At 56.2% G+C, this 19,373-nt stretch carries 21 protein-coding genes; 13 read left to right on the top strand and 8 right to left on the bottom strand.

Annotated elements, in window-relative coordinates:
• The first annotated feature begins 199 nt into the window (after positions 1-199).
• The 4 genes from exbB (at position 200) to yghX (ending at position 3,009) form a co-directional block, all read left to right on the top strand.
• On the top strand, positions 200-931 hold the full coding sequence (exbB, locus tag MKleb_RS23810) for a tol-pal system-associated acyl-CoA thioesterase (RefSeq protein ID WP_004105812.1): 732 nt from the start codon (positions 200-202) through the stop codon (positions 929-931).
• A gap of 6 nt (positions 932-937) precedes the next feature.
• Positions 938-1,363, top strand: coding sequence for a TonB system transport protein ExbD (gene exbD / locus MKleb_RS23805; RefSeq protein WP_014226862.1), 426 nt, complete (start codon positions 938-940; stop codon positions 1,361-1,363).
• 142 nt (positions 1,364-1,505) lie between these two features.
• Positions 1,506-2,000: a TIGR00645 family protein gene (locus tag MKleb_RS23800; protein WP_004105804.1), complete on the top strand. Its 495-nt coding sequence runs from the start codon at positions 1,506-1,508 to the stop codon at positions 1,998-2,000.
• Positions 2,001-2,121: 121 nt separating this feature from the next.
• The gene (gene yghX, locus MKleb_RS23795) at positions 2,122-3,009 is read left to right on the top strand and encodes a YghX family hydrolase (RefSeq protein ID WP_025105929.1); all 888 of its coding nucleotides are present in this window, start codon (positions 2,122-2,124) and stop codon (positions 3,007-3,009) included.
• Positions 3,010-3,044: 35 nt separating this feature from the next.
• Here yghX and yghU read toward each other — a convergent pair whose 3' ends face one another.
• Both yghU and MKleb_RS23785 read right to left on the bottom strand, forming a co-directional pair.
• Positions 3,045-3,911: a glutathione-dependent disulfide-bond oxidoreductase gene (yghU, locus tag MKleb_RS23790; protein WP_014226859.1), complete on the bottom strand. Its 867-nt coding sequence runs from the start codon at positions 3,909-3,911 to the stop codon at positions 3,045-3,047.
• A 72-nt stretch (positions 3,912-3,983) separates the two neighbouring features.
• A complete protein-coding gene (locus tag MKleb_RS23785) occupies positions 3,984-4,544 on the bottom strand; it encodes a DsbA family protein (protein WP_014839560.1) in 561 nt (186 codons plus the stop codon).
• Here MKleb_RS23785 and MKleb_RS30240 point away from each other — a divergent pair.
• From MKleb_RS30240 to MKleb_RS23775, 3 genes are all read left to right on the top strand, one after another.
• The gene (locus tag MKleb_RS30240; RefSeq protein WP_305955792.1) at positions 4,532-4,675 is read left to right on the top strand and encodes a hypothetical protein; all 144 of its coding nucleotides are present in this window, start codon (positions 4,532-4,534) and stop codon (positions 4,673-4,675) included. The genes MKleb_RS23785 and MKleb_RS30240 overlap by 13 nt on opposite strands.
• A 76-nt stretch (positions 4,676-4,751) precedes the next feature.
• Positions 4,752-6,623: a bifunctional glutathionylspermidine amidase/synthase gene (gene gss / locus MKleb_RS23780; RefSeq protein ID WP_009654105.1), complete on the top strand. Its 1,872-nt coding sequence runs from the start codon at positions 4,752-4,754 to the stop codon at positions 6,621-6,623.
• A 266-nt stretch (positions 6,624-6,889) separates the two neighbouring features.
• Positions 6,890-8,071: an aminotransferase-like domain-containing protein gene (locus tag MKleb_RS23775; protein ID WP_014226856.1), complete on the top strand. Its 1,182-nt coding sequence runs from the start codon at positions 6,890-6,892 to the stop codon at positions 8,069-8,071.
• A 333-nt stretch (positions 8,072-8,404) separates the two neighbouring features.
• Here the strand turns inward: MKleb_RS23775 and MKleb_RS23770 are convergent, their stop codons facing one another.
• From MKleb_RS23770 to MKleb_RS23755, 4 genes are all read right to left on the bottom strand, one after another.
• Positions 8,405-8,593, bottom strand: a complete 189-nt coding sequence (locus MKleb_RS23770; protein WP_014226855.1) for a hypothetical protein — start codon at positions 8,591-8,593, stop codon at positions 8,405-8,407.
• A 273-nt stretch (positions 8,594-8,866) separates the two neighbouring features.
• The gene (locus MKleb_RS23765) at positions 8,867-10,786 is read right to left on the bottom strand and encodes a tyrosine-protein phosphatase (protein ID WP_025105930.1); all 1,920 of its coding nucleotides are present in this window, start codon (positions 10,784-10,786) and stop codon (positions 8,867-8,869) included.
• 263 nt (positions 10,787-11,049) lie between these two features.
• The gene (locus MKleb_RS23760) at positions 11,050-11,388 is read right to left on the bottom strand and encodes a hypothetical protein (protein ID WP_032692867.1); all 339 of its coding nucleotides are present in this window, start codon (positions 11,386-11,388) and stop codon (positions 11,050-11,052) included.
• Between the two features lie 106 nt (positions 11,389-11,494).
• The gene (locus tag MKleb_RS23755; protein WP_025105932.1) at positions 11,495-12,097 is read right to left on the bottom strand and encodes a short chain dehydrogenase; all 603 of its coding nucleotides are present in this window, start codon (positions 12,095-12,097) and stop codon (positions 11,495-11,497) included.
• 98 nt (positions 12,098-12,195) lie between these two features.
• Between MKleb_RS23755 and MKleb_RS23750 the strand changes: the two genes are divergently transcribed.
• A complete protein-coding gene (locus MKleb_RS23750) occupies positions 12,196-13,086 on the top strand; it encodes a LysR family transcriptional regulator (RefSeq protein ID WP_029946875.1) in 891 nt (296 codons plus the stop codon).
• A gap of 88 nt (positions 13,087-13,174) precedes the next feature.
• On the opposite strand, the gene MKleb_RS23745 is transcribed toward MKleb_RS23750, so the two are convergent.
• Together MKleb_RS23745 and MKleb_RS23740 are read right to left on the bottom strand one after the other, a co-directional pair.
• Positions 13,175-14,320, bottom strand: coding sequence for a trans-sulfuration enzyme family protein (locus MKleb_RS23745; protein WP_004854188.1), 1,146 nt, complete (start codon positions 14,318-14,320; stop codon positions 13,175-13,177).
• 10 nt (positions 14,321-14,330) lie between these two features.
• Complete coding sequence (locus MKleb_RS23740) at positions 14,331-15,701, bottom strand: pyridoxal-phosphate dependent enzyme (RefSeq protein ID WP_025105933.1); 1,371 nt, start codon at positions 15,699-15,701, stop codon at positions 14,331-14,333.
• A gap of 33 nt (positions 15,702-15,734) precedes the next feature.
• On the opposite strand from MKleb_RS23740, the gene MKleb_RS23735 reads away from it, so the two are divergent.
• The 5 genes from MKleb_RS23735 to MKleb_RS23715 all read left to right on the top strand — a co-directional run bounded on the left by MKleb_RS23735 (position 15,735) and on the right by MKleb_RS23715 (position 19,369).
• On the top strand, positions 15,735-15,977 hold the full coding sequence (locus tag MKleb_RS23735; RefSeq protein WP_033836451.1) for a hypothetical protein: 243 nt from the start codon (positions 15,735-15,737) through the stop codon (positions 15,975-15,977).
• Between the two features lie 269 nt (positions 15,978-16,246).
• Positions 16,247-17,635 (top strand): SLC13 family permease, encoded by a 1,389-nt coding sequence (locus tag MKleb_RS23730; RefSeq protein WP_025105934.1) that lies wholly within the window; start codon positions 16,247-16,249, stop codon positions 17,633-17,635.
• 245 nt (positions 17,636-17,880) lie between these two features.
• Positions 17,881-18,753, top strand: coding sequence for a ParA family protein (locus MKleb_RS23725; RefSeq protein WP_217076284.1), 873 nt, complete (start codon positions 17,881-17,883; stop codon positions 18,751-18,753).
• Positions 18,750-19,130, top strand: a complete 381-nt coding sequence (locus MKleb_RS23720; RefSeq protein WP_217076283.1) for a hypothetical protein — start codon at positions 18,750-18,752, stop codon at positions 19,128-19,130. Before MKleb_RS23725 ends, MKleb_RS23720 begins: the two co-directional genes overlap by 4 nt.
• Positions 19,127-19,369: a hypothetical protein gene (locus MKleb_RS23715; protein ID WP_217076282.1), complete on the top strand. Its 243-nt coding sequence runs from the start codon at positions 19,127-19,129 to the stop codon at positions 19,367-19,369. The genes MKleb_RS23720 and MKleb_RS23715 overlap by 4 nt, the downstream gene beginning before the upstream one ends.
• Positions 19,370-19,373: the final 4 nt, after the last annotated feature.

The following is a 19,373-nucleotide window of genomic DNA, read 5'->3' as shown; positions in this document are numbered from 1 at the left end:
CGTTGATGTACCGGGTCGCGGCGGATACAGGTAAAAATTTTATCAACGGCGGGGTCAGCAACTTTTTTACTGCGTAAGCGCAAGGAAAATAAACGTGATTTGCTGCACAGTGTAAATACTAATGAGAACCACTATCAATTCGATGTCGTTTTGATATTATTGTGCGCAGATTTTGTGATTTACGTCCTGGAGATACAGTGTGGGTAATAATTTGATGCAGGCGGATCTCTCCGTTTGGGGTATGTATCATCATGCCGATATTGTCGTTAAGGTAGTGATGATCGGCCTGATTCTGGCGTCGGTCGTTACATGGGCTATCTTTTTCGGCAAAGGCGCAGAAATCCTGGCCAGCAAGCGCCGCCTCAAGCGCGAACAGCAGCTGGTTGCTGAAGCACGCTCTCTCGACCAGGCCAGCGATATCGCTAACGGTTTCGATGCGAAAAGCCTGACCTCGCAGCTGATCAACGAAGCGCAAAATGAGCTTGAGCTTTCCGCGGGTTCTGAAGATAACGAAGGCATTAAAGAGCGTACCGGTTTCCGACTGGAGCGTCGCGTGGCGGCGGTAGGTCGTTACATGGGACGCGGCAACGGTTATCTGGCGACCATCGGCGCGATTTCCCCGTTCGTCGGCCTGTTTGGTACCGTCTGGGGCATCATGAACAGCTTTATCGGGATTGCCCAGACCCAGACCACTAACCTGGCGGTGGTTGCTCCGGGTATCGCGGAAGCGCTGCTGGCCACGGCAATTGGCCTGTTCGCTGCGATTCCGGCGGTGGTCATCTACAACATTTTTGCCCGCATGATCGCCAGCTACAAAGCGTCCCTTGGCGATGTCGCCGCCCAGGTTCTGCTGCTGCAAAGCCGCGACCTGGACCTGAGCGCCAGCGGCGTTAAGCCGGTACGTACCGCCCAGAAACTACGCGTAGGTTAATGCTTTATGGCGATGCATTTTAACGAAAACCTCGATGATAACGGCGAAATGCACGACATCAACGTGACGCCGTTTATCGACGTCATGCTGGTGCTGTTAATCATCTTTATGGTGGCGGCGCCGCTGGCTACCGTCGACGTGAAGGTGAATCTGCCTGCTTCCTCCAGCCAGCCGCAGCCGCGTCCGGAAAAGCCGATCTATCTGTCGGTGAAGGCGGATAAAACCATGTTCCTCGGCAATGACCCCATTACCGACGAGAGCATGATCGCCTCGCTGGATGCGCTGACCGAAGGCAAGAAAGACACCACCGTCTTCTTCCGCGCGGATAAAACCGTGGACTACGAGACGATGATGAAGGTTATGGATACCCTGCACCAGGCGGGCTATCTGAAGATTGGCCTGGTGGGCGAAGAAACCGTCAAAGCGAAGTAACCTCTCTCCACCCATCTTCTCAGGCTGGCCTTGCGCCAGCCTTTTTTATCTCCTCGAATCGCTCTCTTGTTGGACGCCTGTTGCTATAACGTTGCCCTGTTGCGGTATAATGGCGGCCGTTTATGTTAACTGACAGGATCTTATGGAACGCTTTCTGGAAAATGCTATGTACGCCTCGCGCTGGCTGCTGGCGCCGGTTTATTTTGGCCTTTCGCTCGGTTTGATTGCGCTGACGATCAAATTTTTTCAGGAGATCTTCCACATACTGCCGCATATTTTCAGCGTCAGTGAGTCGGATATGATTCTGACCCTGCTGTCGCTGGTGGATATGACCCTGGTGGGCGGTCTGCTGGTGATGGTGATGTTCTCCGGCTATGAAAATTTTGTTTCCCAGCTGGATATCAACGAGGGCAAGGAGAAGCTCAGCTGGCTGGGCAAAATGGACGCCACTTCGCTGAAAAATAAGGTTGCCGCCTCCATCGTGGCGATCTCTTCCATTCATCTGCTGCGGGTGTTTATGGATGCGAAAAACGTCCCGGACAATAAGCTGATGTGGTACGTCATCATCCACCTGACCTTTGTGCTGTCGGCCTTTGTGATGGGCTACCTCGATCGTCTGACCAAAGTGAAACACTGATCCCTCCTCTCCCGGCGGTGTTGGCCGCTGGGCTTTTTACTCCCCGTTTCTGCTTTTCTCCGCTGGCGTATGTCCGGGCTTCTGCTTTGCTTAAAGGGCGCTTAATAACGGAGGCAGGGTGATGACGCGACTAACGGCCAAAGATTTTCCGCAGCAGCTGCTCGAATACTATGACTACTACGCCCACGGCAAAATCAGCAAACGCGAGTTTCTCCAGCTGGCGGGGAAGTATACCGTCGGCGGGATGACCGCGCTGGCGCTGTTTAACCTGCTGAAGCCCGACTATGCTCTGGCGGAGCAGGTGGCGTTTACCGACCCGGATATCCGCCCGGAGTATATTCATTACCCTTCTCCTGACGGCCACGGCGAAGTGCGGGCTTATCAGGTGACGCCGGCGAAAATAGCCGACAAAGCGCCCGCCGTGGTGGTGGTTCATGAGAATCGCGGCCTGAATCCCTATATTGAAGACGTTGCCCGGCGGGTGGCGAAAGCGGGCTATATCGCGCTGGCGCCGGATGGCCTGAGTTCCGTCGGCGGCTATCCCGGTAATGATGATGAAGGCCGCGCGCTACAGCAGAAAGTCGATCCCGTGAAGCTGATGAATGATTTCTTTGCGGCGGTCGCGTTTATGGCGAAGCATCCGCAGGCGACGGGGAAGGTCGGTATCACCGGGTTCTGCTACGGCGGCGGCGTCAGCAACGCGGCGGCGGTGGCGATCCCTGAGCTGGCCTGCGCGGTGCCGTTTTACGGCCGCCAGCCGCCGCTGAATGAGGTCGATAAAATTAAAGCGCCGCTGCTGCTGCATTATGCCGGACTCGATAGCGGCATTAATGAAGGCTGGCCCGCCTATGAAAAAGCGCTGAAGGCACACAATAAAGTCTACGAGGCCTATATTTATCAGGGTGTTAACCACGGCTTTCATAATGACTCCACGCCGCGCTACGACCGGGCCGCGGCTGACCTGGCCTGGCAACGCACGCTGGCGTGGTTTGAGAAGTATTTGCGCTAAAAACCGGAGGCGGAAGCCTCCGGCGGGCATGGGCGCTACGCCTGGCGTTTATCTTCGGTTTGCGTGTCGAAGTCGCTGGCGTCATGGCGCTCGTGAAGCTGCTCGTTGAGCGGGCCTGAGGTGCGGTTAACCATCCGCCCGCGCTGAACGGCGGGGCGCTTACCCACATCCTGCGCCCAGCGCAGCACGTTTTTATAGCTACCGGCATCCAGGAACTCGGCGGCGTTGTAAACATTCCCCAGCACCACGTTGCCGTACCACGGCCAGATGGCCATGTCGGCGATGGTGTACTCCTCTCCTGCCACAAAACGGCCGCGGGCAAGCTGCTTGTCCAGCACGTCAAGCTGGCGCTTGGCTTCCATCGTAAAGCGGTCGATCGCGTATTCGATTTTCACCGGCGCATAGCTGAAGAAGTGGCCAAAGCCGCCGCCGAGGAACGGAGCCGAGCCCTGCAGCCAGAACAGCCAGTTGAGGGTTTCGGCGCGGCCTGCCGGATCTTTGGGCAGGAAGAAGCCGAACTTTTCCGCCAGATAGAGCAGGATGCTGCCGGATTCAAAAACGCGGGTCGGCGGAGTGGTGGAGTGGTCGCGGAGCGCGGGGATTTTTGAGTTCGGATTAACCTCGACAAAGCCGCTGGAGAACTGATCGCCTTCGCCGATGCGAATCAGCCAGGCGTCGTACTCCGCGCCGCTGACGCCTAACGCCAGCAGCTCTTCCAGCATAATGGTCACTTTCTGGCCGTTGGGCGTCCCCAGCGAATAGAGCTGAAGCGGATGCGCGCCCACCGGCAACTCCCGATCGTGCGTTGCGCCGGAGACGGGACGGTTGATATTGGCGAATGCGCCGCCGTTGTTTTGCTTCCATTCCCACACTTTAGGTGGCTGGTAGTTATTCTCTGACATGCTGATCTGCCTTTTTAGTGAGGTGTTGATGTCGTGTCGCTGGCGCTACCGCGCCGGCGCGGGAGAGTCGTACTAAGCCAGAATCCGCGCGGCCCATACGCTGACGTCGTCGCCGCTGCCGAGATCCGCCTGCACCAGGCCGTTAACCATAAAGGTCGGCGACACGTGGATGCCGTTCTGGCGCGCGTACTTGCTATGCCATTTGATCTCGTTTTGCAGCTCCGGGCGGGCAAACGCCGCGGCCAGCGAGACGTGGCTATAGCGTTCGATACGCTCGATAATCTGCTGCGGCGTGGCGTTCATGTTCGGCCCGCTGCAGTGGTCGGTAAACTCAAACTCTTCACGGTGGTCGGCGACGGCTTTAAGCACCTTATGCGCCTGCTCGCGGCCGTGCGGCAGGGTGGAGGCTGCGAGAATGCAGCGGACGATGACGCCGGAAAACAGATGCCACGGTTGAGACTGCAGACGAATTTTGATCGTCACGTTATCCGCGCCAACTTCATCCAGCAGGTCATCAAGCTTATTAAATGCCCGCACGGAGAAAGGACAGGTGGGTTCGAGGAACACCTCAAAGGTGCGGGGGCCATGCCCCCAGACCAGCGGTTGGGCGGTCAGATGCGATGGTGTGCTCATTGTCGACTCCTGATTGTTTTTTTATCTCAAATAACGATATCACTTTTGCCCGGGGGCGCAGGCTTATTTTCCTTAAGGGCACGATTAGCGAATCCAATGAGTGGTATCATCATTCCACCTCTGTCTGGTAAGTGCCTGCGGCAGGATAAGAAGAGGGAGTTTTGTTTCGCCAACTGCCCGGGCTGCATTAATTTGAGGTCAGGCTAAATGAGCAAAGGTTCCACAAGCAGTGACGCCCCGTTTGGTACACTATTAGGCTACGCACCGGGCGGCGTGGCGATTTATTCTTCTAATTACAGTAGCTTAAATCCGCAAGATTATCCGGATGACGCCACGTTCCGCAGCTATATCGGTAATGAGTATATGGGGCACAAATGGCAGTGCGTGGAGTTCGCGCGCCGCTTTCTGTTCCTCACCTACGGTTTTGTTTTCACCGACGTCGGCATGGCCTACGAAATCTTCTCCCTGCGTTTTCTCCGCGAGGTGGTCAACGACAATATTCTGCCGCTGCAGGCGTTCGCCAACGGCTCCCGCCGTCCGCCTCTCGCCGGCTCACTGCTGATCTGGCAGAAAGGCGGCGAGTTTAAGCACACGGGCCACGTGGCGGTGATTACGCAACTGATAGGGAATAAGGTCAGGATCGCCGAACAGAACGTCATTCACTCGCCGCTGCCGCAGGGCCAGCAGTGGACCCGCGAGCTGACGCTGGAAGTGAAAAACGGCCTCTACACGATTAAAGACACCTTTGCCGATACCGAAATCCTCGGCTGGATGATTCAAACCGCCGATACCGAGCACAGCCTGCCGCAGCCGGTGCTGCCGGGTGAGGCGATGGCCATCAAAGGCGCGCGTCTGCCGAATAAAGGCCAATACCGCGGCAACTGGCTCAACGAGAAAGATTCGCTGCAAAAAGCCTACGTGGAAGCCAACGGCCACGTCATCAATAAAGACCCTTACCAGTATTTCACCATCACCGAAAGCGCCGAGCAGGAGCTTATCAAAGCCACCAATGAGCTGCATCTGATGTACCTGCACGCCACCGACAAGGTGATGAAGGATGACAGCCTGCTGGCGCTGTTCGATATTCCGAAAATTCTCTGGCCGCGTCTGCGCCTCTCGTGGCAGCGCCGTCGCCATCATATGATTACCGGCCGCATGGATTTCTGTATGGATGAGCGCGGGCTCAAGGTGTATGAGTACAACGCCGATTCCGCGTCCTGCCATACCGAAGGCGGGCTGATCCTCGAGCAGTGGCTGAAGCAGGGCTACTACGGCACCGGTCACAACCCGGCGGAAAATCTGCTGGATGAGCTGGCCGGAGCGTGGAAGCACAGCCGGGCGCGTCCTTTCGTGCACATCATGCAGGATAAGGATCTGGAGGAGAACTACCACGCGCAGTTTATCCAGCGTTCGCTGACTCAGGCCGGCTTCGAGAGCAAAATTCTGTTTGGCCTGGATGAGCTGCGCTGGGATGCCGCCGGGCAGCTGATTGATGCCGACGGGCGTCTGGTCAACTGCGTCTGGAAAACCTGGGCATGGGAGACCGCCATTGAGCAGGTGCGGGAAGTCAGCGCCGATGAGTACGCAGCGGTGCCGATACGTACCGGACACCCGAATAATGAAGTGCGCCTGATAGACGTCCTGCTGCGCCCGGAAGTATTAGTCTTCGAGCCGCTGTGGACGGTTATCCCCGGCAACAAGGCGATTTTGCCGGTGCTGTGGTCGCTGTTCCCCAATCATCGCTATCTTCTGGATACGGATTTTGTGGTCAACGAGCAGCTGGCGGAAAGCGGCTATGCGGTTAAGCCTATCTCGGGCCGCTGCGGCAACAATATCGACCTGATTGGCCCGCAGGATGAAGTGCTGGATAAAACCAGCGGCCAGTTTTTCGATCGCAAAAATATCTACCAGCAGCTGTGGTGCCTGCCAAAAGTGGATGGCAAATACATCCAGGTTTGCACCTTTACGGTTGGCGGTAACTATGGCGGTACCTGCCTGCGCGGAGATGATTCTCTGGTGGTTAAAAAAGAGAGCGATATTGAGCCGTTAATCGTGCTAAAAGACACAGATAGCCGTTAAGTTTGGCCCCGGATTGCGGCGGTGAGCGCCTTATCCGGGCTGCGGTTCTCGTCACCTGCGGCATTTGTAGCCCGGGCAAGGCGCATCGCGCCGCCCCCGGGGGAAGGCCGCAGGATGCTGAAGAATATCCCGGAGGCGATGCTGCGCATCTGTCCGGGCTACCGAACATACGAACCCGTAGCCCCAGTGAGCATAGTGCGACCGGGGGAATGAACGGTAAAAAACAGATAAAACATCACAACAACAAGACAGAAAAGGAAAATAGTATGCACGATCGGCGACTCGCCGCCCGCGCGGGTGAACTTAAGCCCTCCGCCGTCCGCGAACTCCTCAAGCACAGTAAGCTGCCCGGCGTTATCTCTCTGGGCGGCGGTATTCCGGCCCCGGAGCTTTTTGATACCGAAGGCCTGAACCTGGCGGTGCAGCAGGTGATGAACGGGCGCTTTAACGATGCGTTCCAGTACGGTTTGACCGAAGGTTATCCGCCGCTGCGTCAGGCCGTTAGCGAACTGTGTCAGGCGCGCGGCGTGGCCTGTTCGGCAAGCCATGTCTATATCACTTCCGGTTCGCAGCAGTCGCTGGATATCGTCGCCCGCACTCTGCTCGATCCGGGTGATGCGATTGTCGTTGAGCGTCCGACCTATCTGGCGGCGCTGCAGGTCTTCCAGCTGGCGCAGGCCAATATTCTCAGCGTGGATACCGACGATGACGGCATGCTGGTGGAACAGCTGGCCGATCTGCTGGAAACCACGCGTGTGAAAGCCGTTTACCTGGTACCGACGTTTGGCAACCCCGGCGGGAAAACCCTGAGCGAAGCGCGTCGCCGCCGCCTGGTTGAGCTGGCGAAAAAGCACGACTTCGTCATTATCGAAGACGATCCGTACGGTGAAATCAGCTTCACTGATGAAGTACGCCGTCCGCTGTATCAGTATGCGGTTGAGCTGGGCTGTGAAGATCAGGTGGTTTATACCTCCACCTTCTCCAAAATCCTCGCGCCGGGGATGCGTATTGGCTGGATCGTGATGCCGGACTGGCTGGCGCAGCAGACGGTGATCGTTAAACAGGCGGCGGATCTGCACACTAATATGCTCTCGCAGGTCATCACCGCGGAATACCTGAGCATGAACCGTCTGGAAAGCCAGATTGCCCTGATCCGCGAAGATTACCGCAAGAAGTGCGTGGCGCTGGCCGACGCGCTGGAATCGCAGCTTGGCGAGCATCTGGCGTTCAGCCGTCCTAAAGGCGGTATGTTCCTGTGGGCTCGCTTCCGTTATCCGTTCGATACCATGGAATGGATGAAGAAAACGCTGGAAAATGGCGTGGTCTACGTACCAGGAGAAGCGTTCTATAACGATAACCCGGATACCCGCACGCTGCGCCTGTCCTACTCGACGGTGTCGACAGAGGGTCTGATGACCGCCGTCGAGCGCCTGGCGAAGTCGCTGTAATCGCCGTGCTCCGCGCCGTCGGCGGCGCGGGGCTCCCTTCTCGTTTTCTTCTTTAAGCCCCTGTTTTTATGCGAATGCATGATCTGCCGGCGGGCGAAAATCATCAGTGCGTAATGTGAAAACGGGATTGGCGGGTTTTTTGAATCGCCCGCAGCCGATGGCTACGGGCGAGAGAAACACAGAGGCGGGCGGTTTTGCGGCTTATCGCCGGCCCCGGTCGTTAATCCTGGTCGGTAATGCGATCGTCAAGCCAGATCAGCATCAACGTGGAAAGAAAAGCAACAGCGACGGTACCAATAGCTAACAGCATAAGAAGAGCCTCAGGGGTTTTTATTATTTTTCTGCTTTGACCGATGAGCGATTATTTCTGTCTGTGATGGTGACTTTTGTTCCTGACTGGGATGTTGCGAGGGTGAAAAAATCGTCAGCATCAATATCGAAATTGAGAACGATTTCTTTGTACTTCCCACAATTCATTAACTCTTTTGCTTCTTTCATACTACTGGCTGTAATAGTAGGCATCAGTTTCATCTCGTTTAAAAACTGAGAAGCAAAATAAGAGCTTGTCGATACCAGATCAACTACTTTTTATGGTAAGGACAATCATGCATCAGATTGATGATTGCCGCTGCCAGTAGCGGATTGAAACATAATTTCTGTTTTACCTTTCCTGCCAGCGTTTCGTTTTGCCCATGGCGGCGAAAAATGCGCCGATCCTCGGCGGTGTATGTTTAACCGCTTTGCATTTTCGTGGCTAAGAGCAAGCCGCCCGCGGCGGCGGCCTGCTGGGGATGTTTAAAAGGCGTAGCCCACGCTAAGGCTGCCGCTGTAGCCGTGGCTGTCGCCGCCGCTGGCGACGTCAGCCTGGCCGCCAAGGTTCAGGCTCAGCGCACCGCGCGTGATGCTCAAACTGGCGCCAGCGTTGACCATGTCACGGCTATCGAAGGCCGCGTTCTGTACGACCTCATAGTGATAAACCTGTCCCTGAGTGCGTACCGAAGGGCCGCTGAAACTGTGTTCATAGCCGATATTTATCGCCGGCGTGAAGCGCCAGCCGCCGCCGTTTTGCGAATGAAATGCGATACTCACATTGGCAATACCGCTGGCGTTATTTTCACTGACGCGGTCGACGTTGAGCGCCAGCTCGCTGCCGCTTTCGCGGAAAGCGTCCATCCGCAGGTGGGTCAGGCGGGTCCCGACGGCGTACTCAACGCTGGCAAAATCGAGCGGACTGACGTAGCCGAGGCGCAGCGTGCCGCCAACCAGCTGGCCATGGGTATCGCCGGTGGCCGTACCCAGCCCGCCATTCAGCCGGCGCGTACTGCTATAATCGATCCAGCCTGCGTTAAGATCGGCGGCGGCAAAGAGGCCATGATTTAAATCCTCAAAAGCATAGCGACCGCCGAACCCCAGCAGAGTGGTGTTGGCATCCGCATCGGCGCTGGCGCTGCCCAGCGAGCCCCAGCTATATCCCAGAGTGCCGTAGCCGCTAAGCTGCGCGTTAAACCGCCAGGTATAGCCCAGCAGCGAGCCGGTGGTATGCTCATTACTGCTGGCGGCGCGGGCGGAACCATCGGTGCCAAGATAGCCGCTAAGCCCGGTCAGCCACAGTTTTCCTTCCCCATCCCGCAGCTGACGGCTATCAATATTCGGCGTTAACGCCCTGTCTAATCGCGAGCCGCTGCGCAGCAGGTAGCTGGCGGCGTCCGCGTAAATCTGCCCGCCGACCTGAGTCTCCACGCCGCCGAGGGTTCCGGCATCAATGGCCGATTGCAGATAATAGTTATAGTCGGTGTAGCGGCCCGATAGCTCGCTGTTTTGCAGGGCGTTAAGCAGCGCAGCGCCCTGCGCCGCATTCCCCCGCAGTTCGCTTTGTCCCGGCAGCTGGCCGTACTGCACCATTTTGCCGCGCAGGACGTAGAGCGTCTCCTGCGACAGCCCCAGGCCCTGCTTCAGATAGTTATCCACCGATCCGTACTCGCGGCTGATTTCATCCAGCCCGGCCTGAAGATAGCTGGCATCGACGCCCAGCAGCGGCTCGTAAATCGCCGCCATGGCGGGGGGCATCATCGCCAGGGTCGCTTCGACGCGCTGGCGGGTATAGTCGTTGGTGGCGAGGTAGTTTTCCATAATGGTCCCCTCATCGACGCCGGCAATGCTCAGCAGCATCGCGGCGGTCCAGCCGGTGCGGTCCTTGCCCGCGGTACAATGGAACAGCGCTGCGCCGTCGGCGCTGGCCAGATCGTTAAATAGCGTGGTGAACCGGGCGCGCATCCCGGCATCGCTGACGAAGGAGACGTTGGTCTGCTGCATCATCGCTTTGGCTTCAGCGGCGCTACTGAACGTTATTGAGGTGATGTTGCTGCCCGAAGCGGTGTTGCCGATGATATCAATATGGGTATACCTCGCCCCGTCGGGCATCACGTCCGGGCTGCTGGCGATTTCGCTGGCCGTGCGCAAATCATAAACATCGCTGATACCGAGCGTGCTCAGCGTCGCCTGGTCCGCGGAGGATAATGCCAGAGCATTAGAACGATAAAAAACGCCGGTGCGCAGGGTGCCGTCGTGGCTGGTGGTATAAACAGACGTCGTGCCAGCGATATCGCGGAAATTATCCATCGTAGCGAGTACGGGCGTATTTATCGGCGCAGCGTAGAGCACGCCGGAAACGCCGGCGGCGACCAGAGAGAGCGAAACGGGAATATAGCGAATCAAAATAAGCCTCGATAATTATTGGTTATAATTTACTGTTTATTAAGGCTTGGAAATATAAGAGGAGATTGTGACGGAATTATTTCCAGAACGATTTTTTTAAAATAAATAGGGTGATAATAACGTCGGGATATCGATTAAATATAACTTTTTCGCGCGCTAAATACTGTTATTCATTCGCCATGTTTATGTTTAACATTCCGCTCGTCGCAGCAGAATGTTATTTTCTATTATTGTCAGCGAGTCATTTTGCGCAGTAATACGCCTTAATCCGGGCGCTGCTTTTCGCTCATCAGCTGGCGACAGCGCTGCTGGTCCTGGCTGATACTTTTCTGCTCTTCCGGCGTCAACTGCTGCCAGGTGTCCAGCATCCGTTGGCCCAGAGCGGGCACGTAGTGGGTCTTATGCAGCGCATAATCCGAATTGCCGCCTTCAATCATATTTTCCATATCGCGGAGAAACGCACGGCTGTCCTGATGGTCAATAACGCAGAAGACGGAGCGGTAGTACGCGACGTCCTCTTCGGCGTAGCGGGGCGTGAACCACCAGATAAGTAGAGCGATAAGCGCCAAAAGCGGGGCAATAAAAACGAGTTTCTTCAACATGAGTCATTCAAAAAGGCAAATTGAAGGATCAGTGTAGCCGTTGATGAAACAGGATGTAAGCGCCGTCGCGGGCCGGCAGCGTAATTCCGGCCCGCAGCGGCGCCGGTCAGTAGCCGACCTTATAGATCCGTCCGCTCTGAACGCCTTCTACGCTGCGGCGGTAGGCCTGAGCCACGCTGGCGGCGGGGACGCTGGTAAAACCGGGGAAGAAACCGTCGTAGGCTGCCGCCGATTCCGTTAATACGGTGGGGCTAATCAGGTTAATACGTATTCCGCGCGGCAGTTCGCAGGCGGCGGCGCGAACGAATCCTTCCAGCCCGGCGTTGACGGTGGTGGCATTGACGCCCTGAGCGATGGGCTCATGGGCGACGATCCCGCTAATCAGCGTAATAGAACCGCCGTCGTTCAGATAATGCTGGCCGGTCAGCGCCAGGCGAATCTGCCCCAGGAGTTTATCCTGTAGGCCCTGGTTGAAATCGCCGTCGGTCATGGTCGCCAGCGGGCCAAAGAAGAGATTGCCAGTGGCGGAAACAATCGCGTCTACCCGACCGGTTTTCGCAAACAGGTTCTGCACGCTCTGCTGTGAGGTGATATCGACCTGATAGTCGCCCTGAGTGCGGCCGACGCGAATGACTTCATGACGCTGGTTTAATTCTTGCGCAACCGCGCGGCCAACGGTACCGCTGGCGCCAATAATGATGATTTTCATAGCAGGTTCCTCTCTCGGGTGAGAGGCTATTCTTTAATAAAACAAATATCGGATAAACTGGCTAAAAGTTAAATGATTGCTAACCAGGGGTTTGTAATATGGATAAGCTGCGGGCGATGGAGACCTTTATTGCGGTCGTGGAGTGCGGAAGCTTTACCGGCGCCGCAGCGCGGCTCGAGATGTCGGCGGTGATGGTCGGGAAATATATCGCGCTGATCGAGCGGCAGCTTAATACCCGTCTTCTTGAGCGCAATACCCGCCGCCAGAGCCTGACCGACGCCGGGCGGGTCTATTTTGACGAGGCGAAACGCGTCCTGGAGCAGGTCTCCATCGCCGAAAGTTCAGTGGAGAGACTACGGGTCGCGCCCGCGGGCACGCTGCGGATAAGCGCGCCGACGTCGTTTGGCGCCTGCGTGATTGCCCCGCTGACCGCCACGTTTCTGCAGGCCTGGCCCGACGTGCGCGTGGAGCTGGATCTGACCAACCGGATGGTCGATCTGGTGGATGAGGGCATCGATCTGGCGATCCGCATCGGCGAGATCCGCAATAACGATCTGGTGGCAAAGTATCTCGCGCCCTACCGGATGACGATCTGCGCCGCGCCCGGGTATTTAGCCCGCCACGGTACGCCGACAACGCCTGCGGACCTGGTCGATCATCTCTGTTTGTCGCATACGGTGTGGACCGCGCGCAATGAGTGGAAGCTGCCGGGCGCGGAGGAGGGCGTACGCTGGAAGCGCGACGCTGTTCTGCGCTGTAATGATGGCTACGCGCTGCGAACGGCGGCGATCGCCGGCGCCGGGCTGCTGCTGCAGCCGGAAGTGCTGCTGGCGGATGCGCTCGAGTGCGGCAAACTGGTGCGCGTGCTCGAGGCGTATACCCCGCAGCCGAGGCCGATTCACCTGCTCTGGCGGCAGGATCTGCGGCCGCTGCCGAAGCTGACGCGATTTGTTGAGCATCTTCTGCAGGGGCAGGGCCAGAACGGGTAGACTGCTTAATTCTCTGCCGGGCGGCGGGCCTGATGTGATGGGGGATCTTGTCGCCCGGCAAGGCGTTAGCCGCCGCCGGGCAATCTGCTTAGTCGCGCAGCGCGTGACGCCAGTCGGCGATCAGATCCTGCGGATCCTCAATCCCTACCGACAGACGAATCAGCTGCGGAGTAATGCCGTTGGCTAAACGCTGCTCCAACGGGATCGACGCGTGAGTCATGCTAAACGGCTGGCTCACCAGGCTTTCCACGCCGCCGAGGCTCTCCGCGAGGGTAAATAGCTTCAGCTTGCGGATGATCCGCTCGGCGTAGCCATCGTCGCCTTTGACCACCACGGAGATCATTCCGCCGGGAAGCGCCATCTGCCTGCGCGCCAGCTGATGATGCGGATGCGAGGCCAGCCACGGGAACCAGACCCTTTCGACCTGCGGCTGCTGCTCCAGCCACTCGGCAAGCAGCAGCGCATTGCTGCTGTGGCGCTCCATACGCAGCGCCAGGGTACGAATACCGCGCAGCGTCAGGAAGCTGCTGAACGGGTCGAGGACGCCGCCGACCGCGTTTTGCAGGTAGCCCAGCTTTTCCGCCAGCGCGGCGTTGTCGCCGACCACCGCCAGCCCGGCGACCACATCGGAGTGGCCGTTAAGGTATTTGGTCGCCGAATGCACCACGATATCAAAGCCCAGCTCCAGCGGACGATGGATCGCCGGCGAGGCGAAGGTGTTGTCGGTGACGCTGATAATATTATGCCGCCGCGCAATGGCGGCGATGGCGCTGAGGTCGGCCAGCTTAAGCAGCGGGTTGGTCGGCGTTTCAACCCAGATCATGCGCGTGTCGGGCCGAATGGCCGCTTCGATGGCCGCCAGATCGTCGGGCTTCACCCAGCTCACCCGCAGGCCGGCGCTGCGGCGGCGAACGTTTTCAATCAGCCGGTATGTGCCGCCGTAGACGTCGTCGACGGCGACCAGGTGGCTGTCTTTATCCAGCAGCTCCAGCACGGTTGAGATGGCCGCAAGGCCGGAAGCAAAGGCGTAGCCGCGCGTGCCGCTTTCCAGGTCGGCAATCGCCGTCTCCAGCGCGTGACGGGTCGGGTTGCCGCTGCGCGAATATTCGTACCCGGTATGCTGCCCCGGCGCGGGCTGAGCAAAGGTGGAGGTGGCATAAATAGGCGGCATCACCGCGCCGTGTTCATCGGTAAATGTGCCACTATGTACGCTCAGGGTATGCAAATTTGTCATTGAGAAGTCCTTACTGTTCGAGTCGGTTACGCCAGGTGGTCAGCACATCGCTGCGGGTAATGAGGCCAAGAAAACGATCGTTGTCGGCGATAACGGCCACCAGGCCGCGATCGAAAATGGCCTTCAGCGCGCTTTCCGGCGCGTGCTTATCCAGGGTCTCCACGTTACGGGTCATCGCTTCCCTGACCGGCAGAGAAAAGCGCTGACTGTCGCCCTGGACGTGGCTAATCAGATCCCATTCGTCGACGATGCCGACGACGCGGCCGTTTTCCAGCACCGGCAGCTGCGAGATGTCGTAGAGGCGCATACGCGCGAGGATGGCCGCCAGGGTATCGTCCGGCGCGGCGGTGACGGTTGCTCCTTCGTCGTGGCGCAGAGCGATAAAATCGCTGAGATCGCCGCGCGATGGACGGCTTAAAAAGCCCTGCTGGCGCATCCAGTCATCGTTAAACATCTTTGATAAATATTTATTGCCGCTGTCGCAGGCGAAGGTCACCACGCGTTTAGGTGATGTCTGCGCCCGGCAGTAGCGCAGGGCGGCGGTGAGCAGCGTTCCGGTAGAGGAGCCTGCCAGAATGCCTTCAACCTGCAGCAGCTGGCGGGCGGTGGCGAAAGCTTCGCTATCGGTGACGCGGTATGCGCTGCGGACGCCTTCAAGATGGGCCAGCGGCGGAATAAAGTCTTCGCCGATCCCTTCCACCAGCCAGGAGCCGGTTTCGCCGTAGCGCCCGGTTTCGACCTGGTCCGCCAGAATGGAGCCCGCCGGATCGGCGAGGATAAATTCCGTTTCAGGGGAGTGCTCAGCAAACCAGGCCTGAAGCCCGCCGAGCGTTCCCCCGGAGCCGACGCCGACGACGATCGCGTCGATATCGCCATCCAGCTGCTGGAAGATTTCCGGGGCAGTGGTGGTGGCATGCGCCAGCGGGTTAGCCTCGTTATTAAACTGGTCGATATAAAAGGCGCCTGGCGTTTCGTCGGCAAGGCGCCGGGCGTAGTCCTGATAGTAGGCGGGATGGCCTTTGTTAACGTCCGATCGGGTAAGCTGTACCTGCGCTCCCAGCGCGCGCAGATGGAAAATCTTCTCGCGGCTCATTTTGTCCGGCACCACCAGAATCAGGCGATAATTTTTCTGCGCGGCGATCAGCGCCAGACCGAGGCCGGTATTGCCGGCGGTGGCTTCGATAATCGTGCCGCCGGGTTTTAATTTCCCTTCGCGCTCTGCCTGCGTAATCATGGATAGCGCGACGCGGTCTTTTATCGAGCCGCCGGGATTTTGATTTTCCAGTTTTAGAAACAGGCTGCAGGGGCCGGTATCAAGCTTATGGAGCTGCAGCAGGGGAGTATGACCAATCAGGTCGCTAACGGAATGAAAAACTGACATAACATTTTGCCCATTCGTATCGAGATGATTTGAATGGTAGGGCTGCAAAATTGGCATTTTAAAGAACTTTTGTCTGTCGCTAAGAGCAAAAAGGAATATAAGATGCTTTTTAGCCGTCCGGAGGGAAAGGTAGTTAGCCGCCTGGGCGTGTTGATTTCCAGAATAGCGCGCTTTTGCCCGGTTTTTCACCGAATTATCCGTTTTTACGCGCTGCTTTATCTCTATTTCAGAAATGGATTGCCGAAAATAATCGATGGATCTCTGGGGCTATTTTAGATGTTGGTGAAACTATCAACGCCGCGTATACCGGCGCGGCAGCCAAAGACAGTAATTCAGACGAAGGAAATTAAAGCTAATAAAGTCGGCCTGCTCGCTTCAATAAATCGTCTATATCAGGAACCTCTTTCCGGAAATATCCTGACCTGGGTGTCATTCAGGCGGGAAATTGTCTGGTACGATCCAGTTAACAGAACAGGAACATAATTTATACCTGAAAGACATATACATGTAATGATTCAGTCGTAACCAGTTACAAGGAAGCTACTATGAATAAAAACGACATGAGTCCTTTACCCACCAATACCCACGAGTGGTTTTTTAATCGTAACAGCATCATCATTTTGCTCGATATTGTTCTGTTTATCGTTCTCTACAACACGCTACCCTATGAGCCGAAGGTGGTCATGGGGCTGAGTATGCTCGCTTTTATCGCCGTATTATGGTTAACGGAAGCGCTGCACGTGACCGTTACGGCAATAATGGTTCCCGTCATGGCCGTGCTGCTGGGGGTATTTAATACCCAGGCGGCGCTAAACAGTTTCGCCAACTCAACGATATTCCTTTTCCTCGGCGGTTTTGCTCTGGCGGCGGCGATGCATGTACAGGGGCTGGATAAAGTCATTGCCGATAAGGTATTAGCGATGGCGAGGGGCAAAATGCGCCTCGCGGTCTTTATGCTATTTGGCGTGACGGCGCTGCTGTCAATGTGGATCAGTAATACGGCGACGGCCGCAATGATGATGCCGCTGGTATTGGGGATCCTGAGTAAAGTCGATGGCAAAAACCGCCATTCGACCTATGTGTTTGTGCTCCTCGGTATTGCCTATAGCGCCAGTATTGGCGGAATGGCGACCATCGTCGGCAGTCCACCGAATGCGATTGCCGCCGCCGAGGTGGGGCTCTCCTTCTTTGACTGGATGAAGTTCGGTTTCCCGGCAATGATCGTCTTACTGCCTGTCGCTATTGCGATTCTTTACCTCGTGTTCAGGCCGGAACTTAAGGGGACCTTCGAAACGAATAGTGAACAGGTCGATTGGGATAAAGGCAAAATAGTCACCCTGGCTATTTTTGCGCTTACCGTATTCTTCTGGATTTTCAGCGGCCCCATTAACGACCTACTGGGCGGTTTTAAATCCTTCGATACCATCGTGGCTTTAGGCGCCATTATATTAGTCAATTTCGCCCGGGTGGTTCACTGGAAGGATATAGAGAAAACGGCTGACTGGGGCGTGCTGTTATTATTCGGCGGCGGTATCTGCTTAAGTAATGTGTTGAAAGAGACGGGCACCAGTCTGTTCCTGGCAAACCAGATTAGCGGGATGGTGGCTCATATGGGGATATTTATTATTATCCTGGTTATTGCAGCATTCGTGGTGTTTTTAACCGAGTTTGCCAGTAATACGGCCAGCGCCGCTTTGCTTATTCCCGTATTTGCCTCAGTGGCCGAAGCGTTCGGCATGTCGCCTGTGATTCTGTCGGTATTGATTGCCATTGCTGCTTCATGCGCTTTTATGCTGCCCGTGGCGACGCCGCCAAACGCTATCGTTTTCGCCACCGGCCATATCAAGCAGCAGGAGATGATGCGCGCCGGCCTGTTTTTGAATGTCGCTTGTATCGTCGTTTTGACCGGATTTAGTATGTTGTTTTGGGTATAACTTCTGATAAGCGAGTTTCCACCCAATATCTTGCAAATTAAGACTGCTGTGCGGCGAATAATCGAACGCAGTTCGATGGAGAGTCCGGTCGCAGAAAAGCAAAAACCCGCCTTTTGGGCGGGTTCTTTAAATAGTGGTGCCCGGACTCGGAATCGAACCAAGGACACGGGGATTTTCAATCCCTTCGCAGGTGTTAATCGGATGTAAAAGAGCGTTTGTACGTTACATGAGTGAACGTACAAACTATGAAAATTTTACCCGTTATTTCCCCAAAAGGCGGTGAAGGTAAATCGACTTTCGCTGCTTATCTCGCCGGTTTCCTTGCCGATGCCGGTGTAAAGACACTTCTTATTGATGCAGACTGGACTCAGCCGACGGCCAGCAGCATTTTTGCCCTGCAGCAAGAAGCTCCTTTCGGGCTGTATGAACTTCTCATGCAGACGATCCCCGACCCAATTCAGGCTATTTCTCAGACCTCAATAGATAATCTGGACCTTATTTACTCAAACGATCCGGACGAACTTCTGCCGACAGCGATGCTGCACGCGGCAGACGGTCGTATCCGCTTAAGGAATATTCTTCAGCATCCTGCCTTTGCCCGCTACGGGGCAATTATTATCGACTCCAAAGGTGCCACCGGGGTGATGACTGAGCTTTCCATACTTGCGTCAACCGGCCGCGTCATGGGAGTTGTGAAACCCATACTTCCCGACGTTCGCGAGTTTATTCGCGGTTCCCTGCATATGTTTTCCCGCCTCAAAACCTACGAAAATTACGGTATACACCTGCCCGATATCTCTATTCTTGTGAACTGTTTCGAAAATACGCTTCTTGACCGGGAGGCGATGGACGGTCTCTCAAAAATTATCAGCGAGAAGCTGTATGACAGCAGTGTATTGGGAGAGCGAAATATGTTCAGTCTGCTCGATACTTGTATCGAGCAACTGGATATCTTCAAACTGGGCCATGTTAAGTCACAGCCGGTTCACCGGCTTGAATATAAAACCCGGCGTAAGGGACCTGCGGCGGCAGATACCATGCACCGCCTTGCCTGCGAGTTGTTTCCTGAGTGGAAAGCCCTCTTTGATGATGTTCTGGCTCGGGGGGCGTGCATATGAACCAGAATCTAATCTGGCGGGCTGTCGCTTATTCAATTAACACCTGTAGATTCCAGGACGAAGTTCATGTTTTCGTCGATGCGCCGGATCAGGAAACAGCGAAAGAGCGGATTTACGAGCGGCTGGCTGAAGAGTGGGAAATTAGCAGAGCGAGTCAGTGGGATGATAAGCCTGCACGTATCGAATTTCATAATCTCTGTGATGAGAAAGAATTACGCGATATGGCCCTGGGGACGCGGGTACCGGCAGGTATGCCGTTGCTTGAGAGTGGCTGGGGGGGAGGGAGAGCAATTTATGATACGAAGCCTCTGATTCTGGTTGCATCCCCACGTCTGCGTGAAGTGCTGGAAAGTGCGTTGCGGGAGGTGACGGCATGAGCAACATGATTGTTAATGCCATTCTGACGCAGCTTCTGGAGCGACAGCCTTATGACGACAAGCTCGTTGGAACTGAACCAGCAACCTGTGTTGGATGCGGTTGTACAGACAATAACGCCTGCGTGAACGAATACCGTGAAACCTGCTACTGGCTTAAGGTGAATCGCGAAACAGGGCTGGGGGTTTGTTCCTGTTGCCCTGAGTTCCTGAGCCACCCTTGCACACCAGATTTCGACTGAGGAG

Source organism: Klebsiella sp. PL-2018, from assembly GCF_019048985.1.
Lineage (GTDB): Bacteria > Pseudomonadota > Gammaproteobacteria > Enterobacterales > Enterobacteriaceae > Klebsiella > Klebsiella michiganensis.
This window is presented reverse-complemented; position numbering and strand designations above follow the sequence as displayed.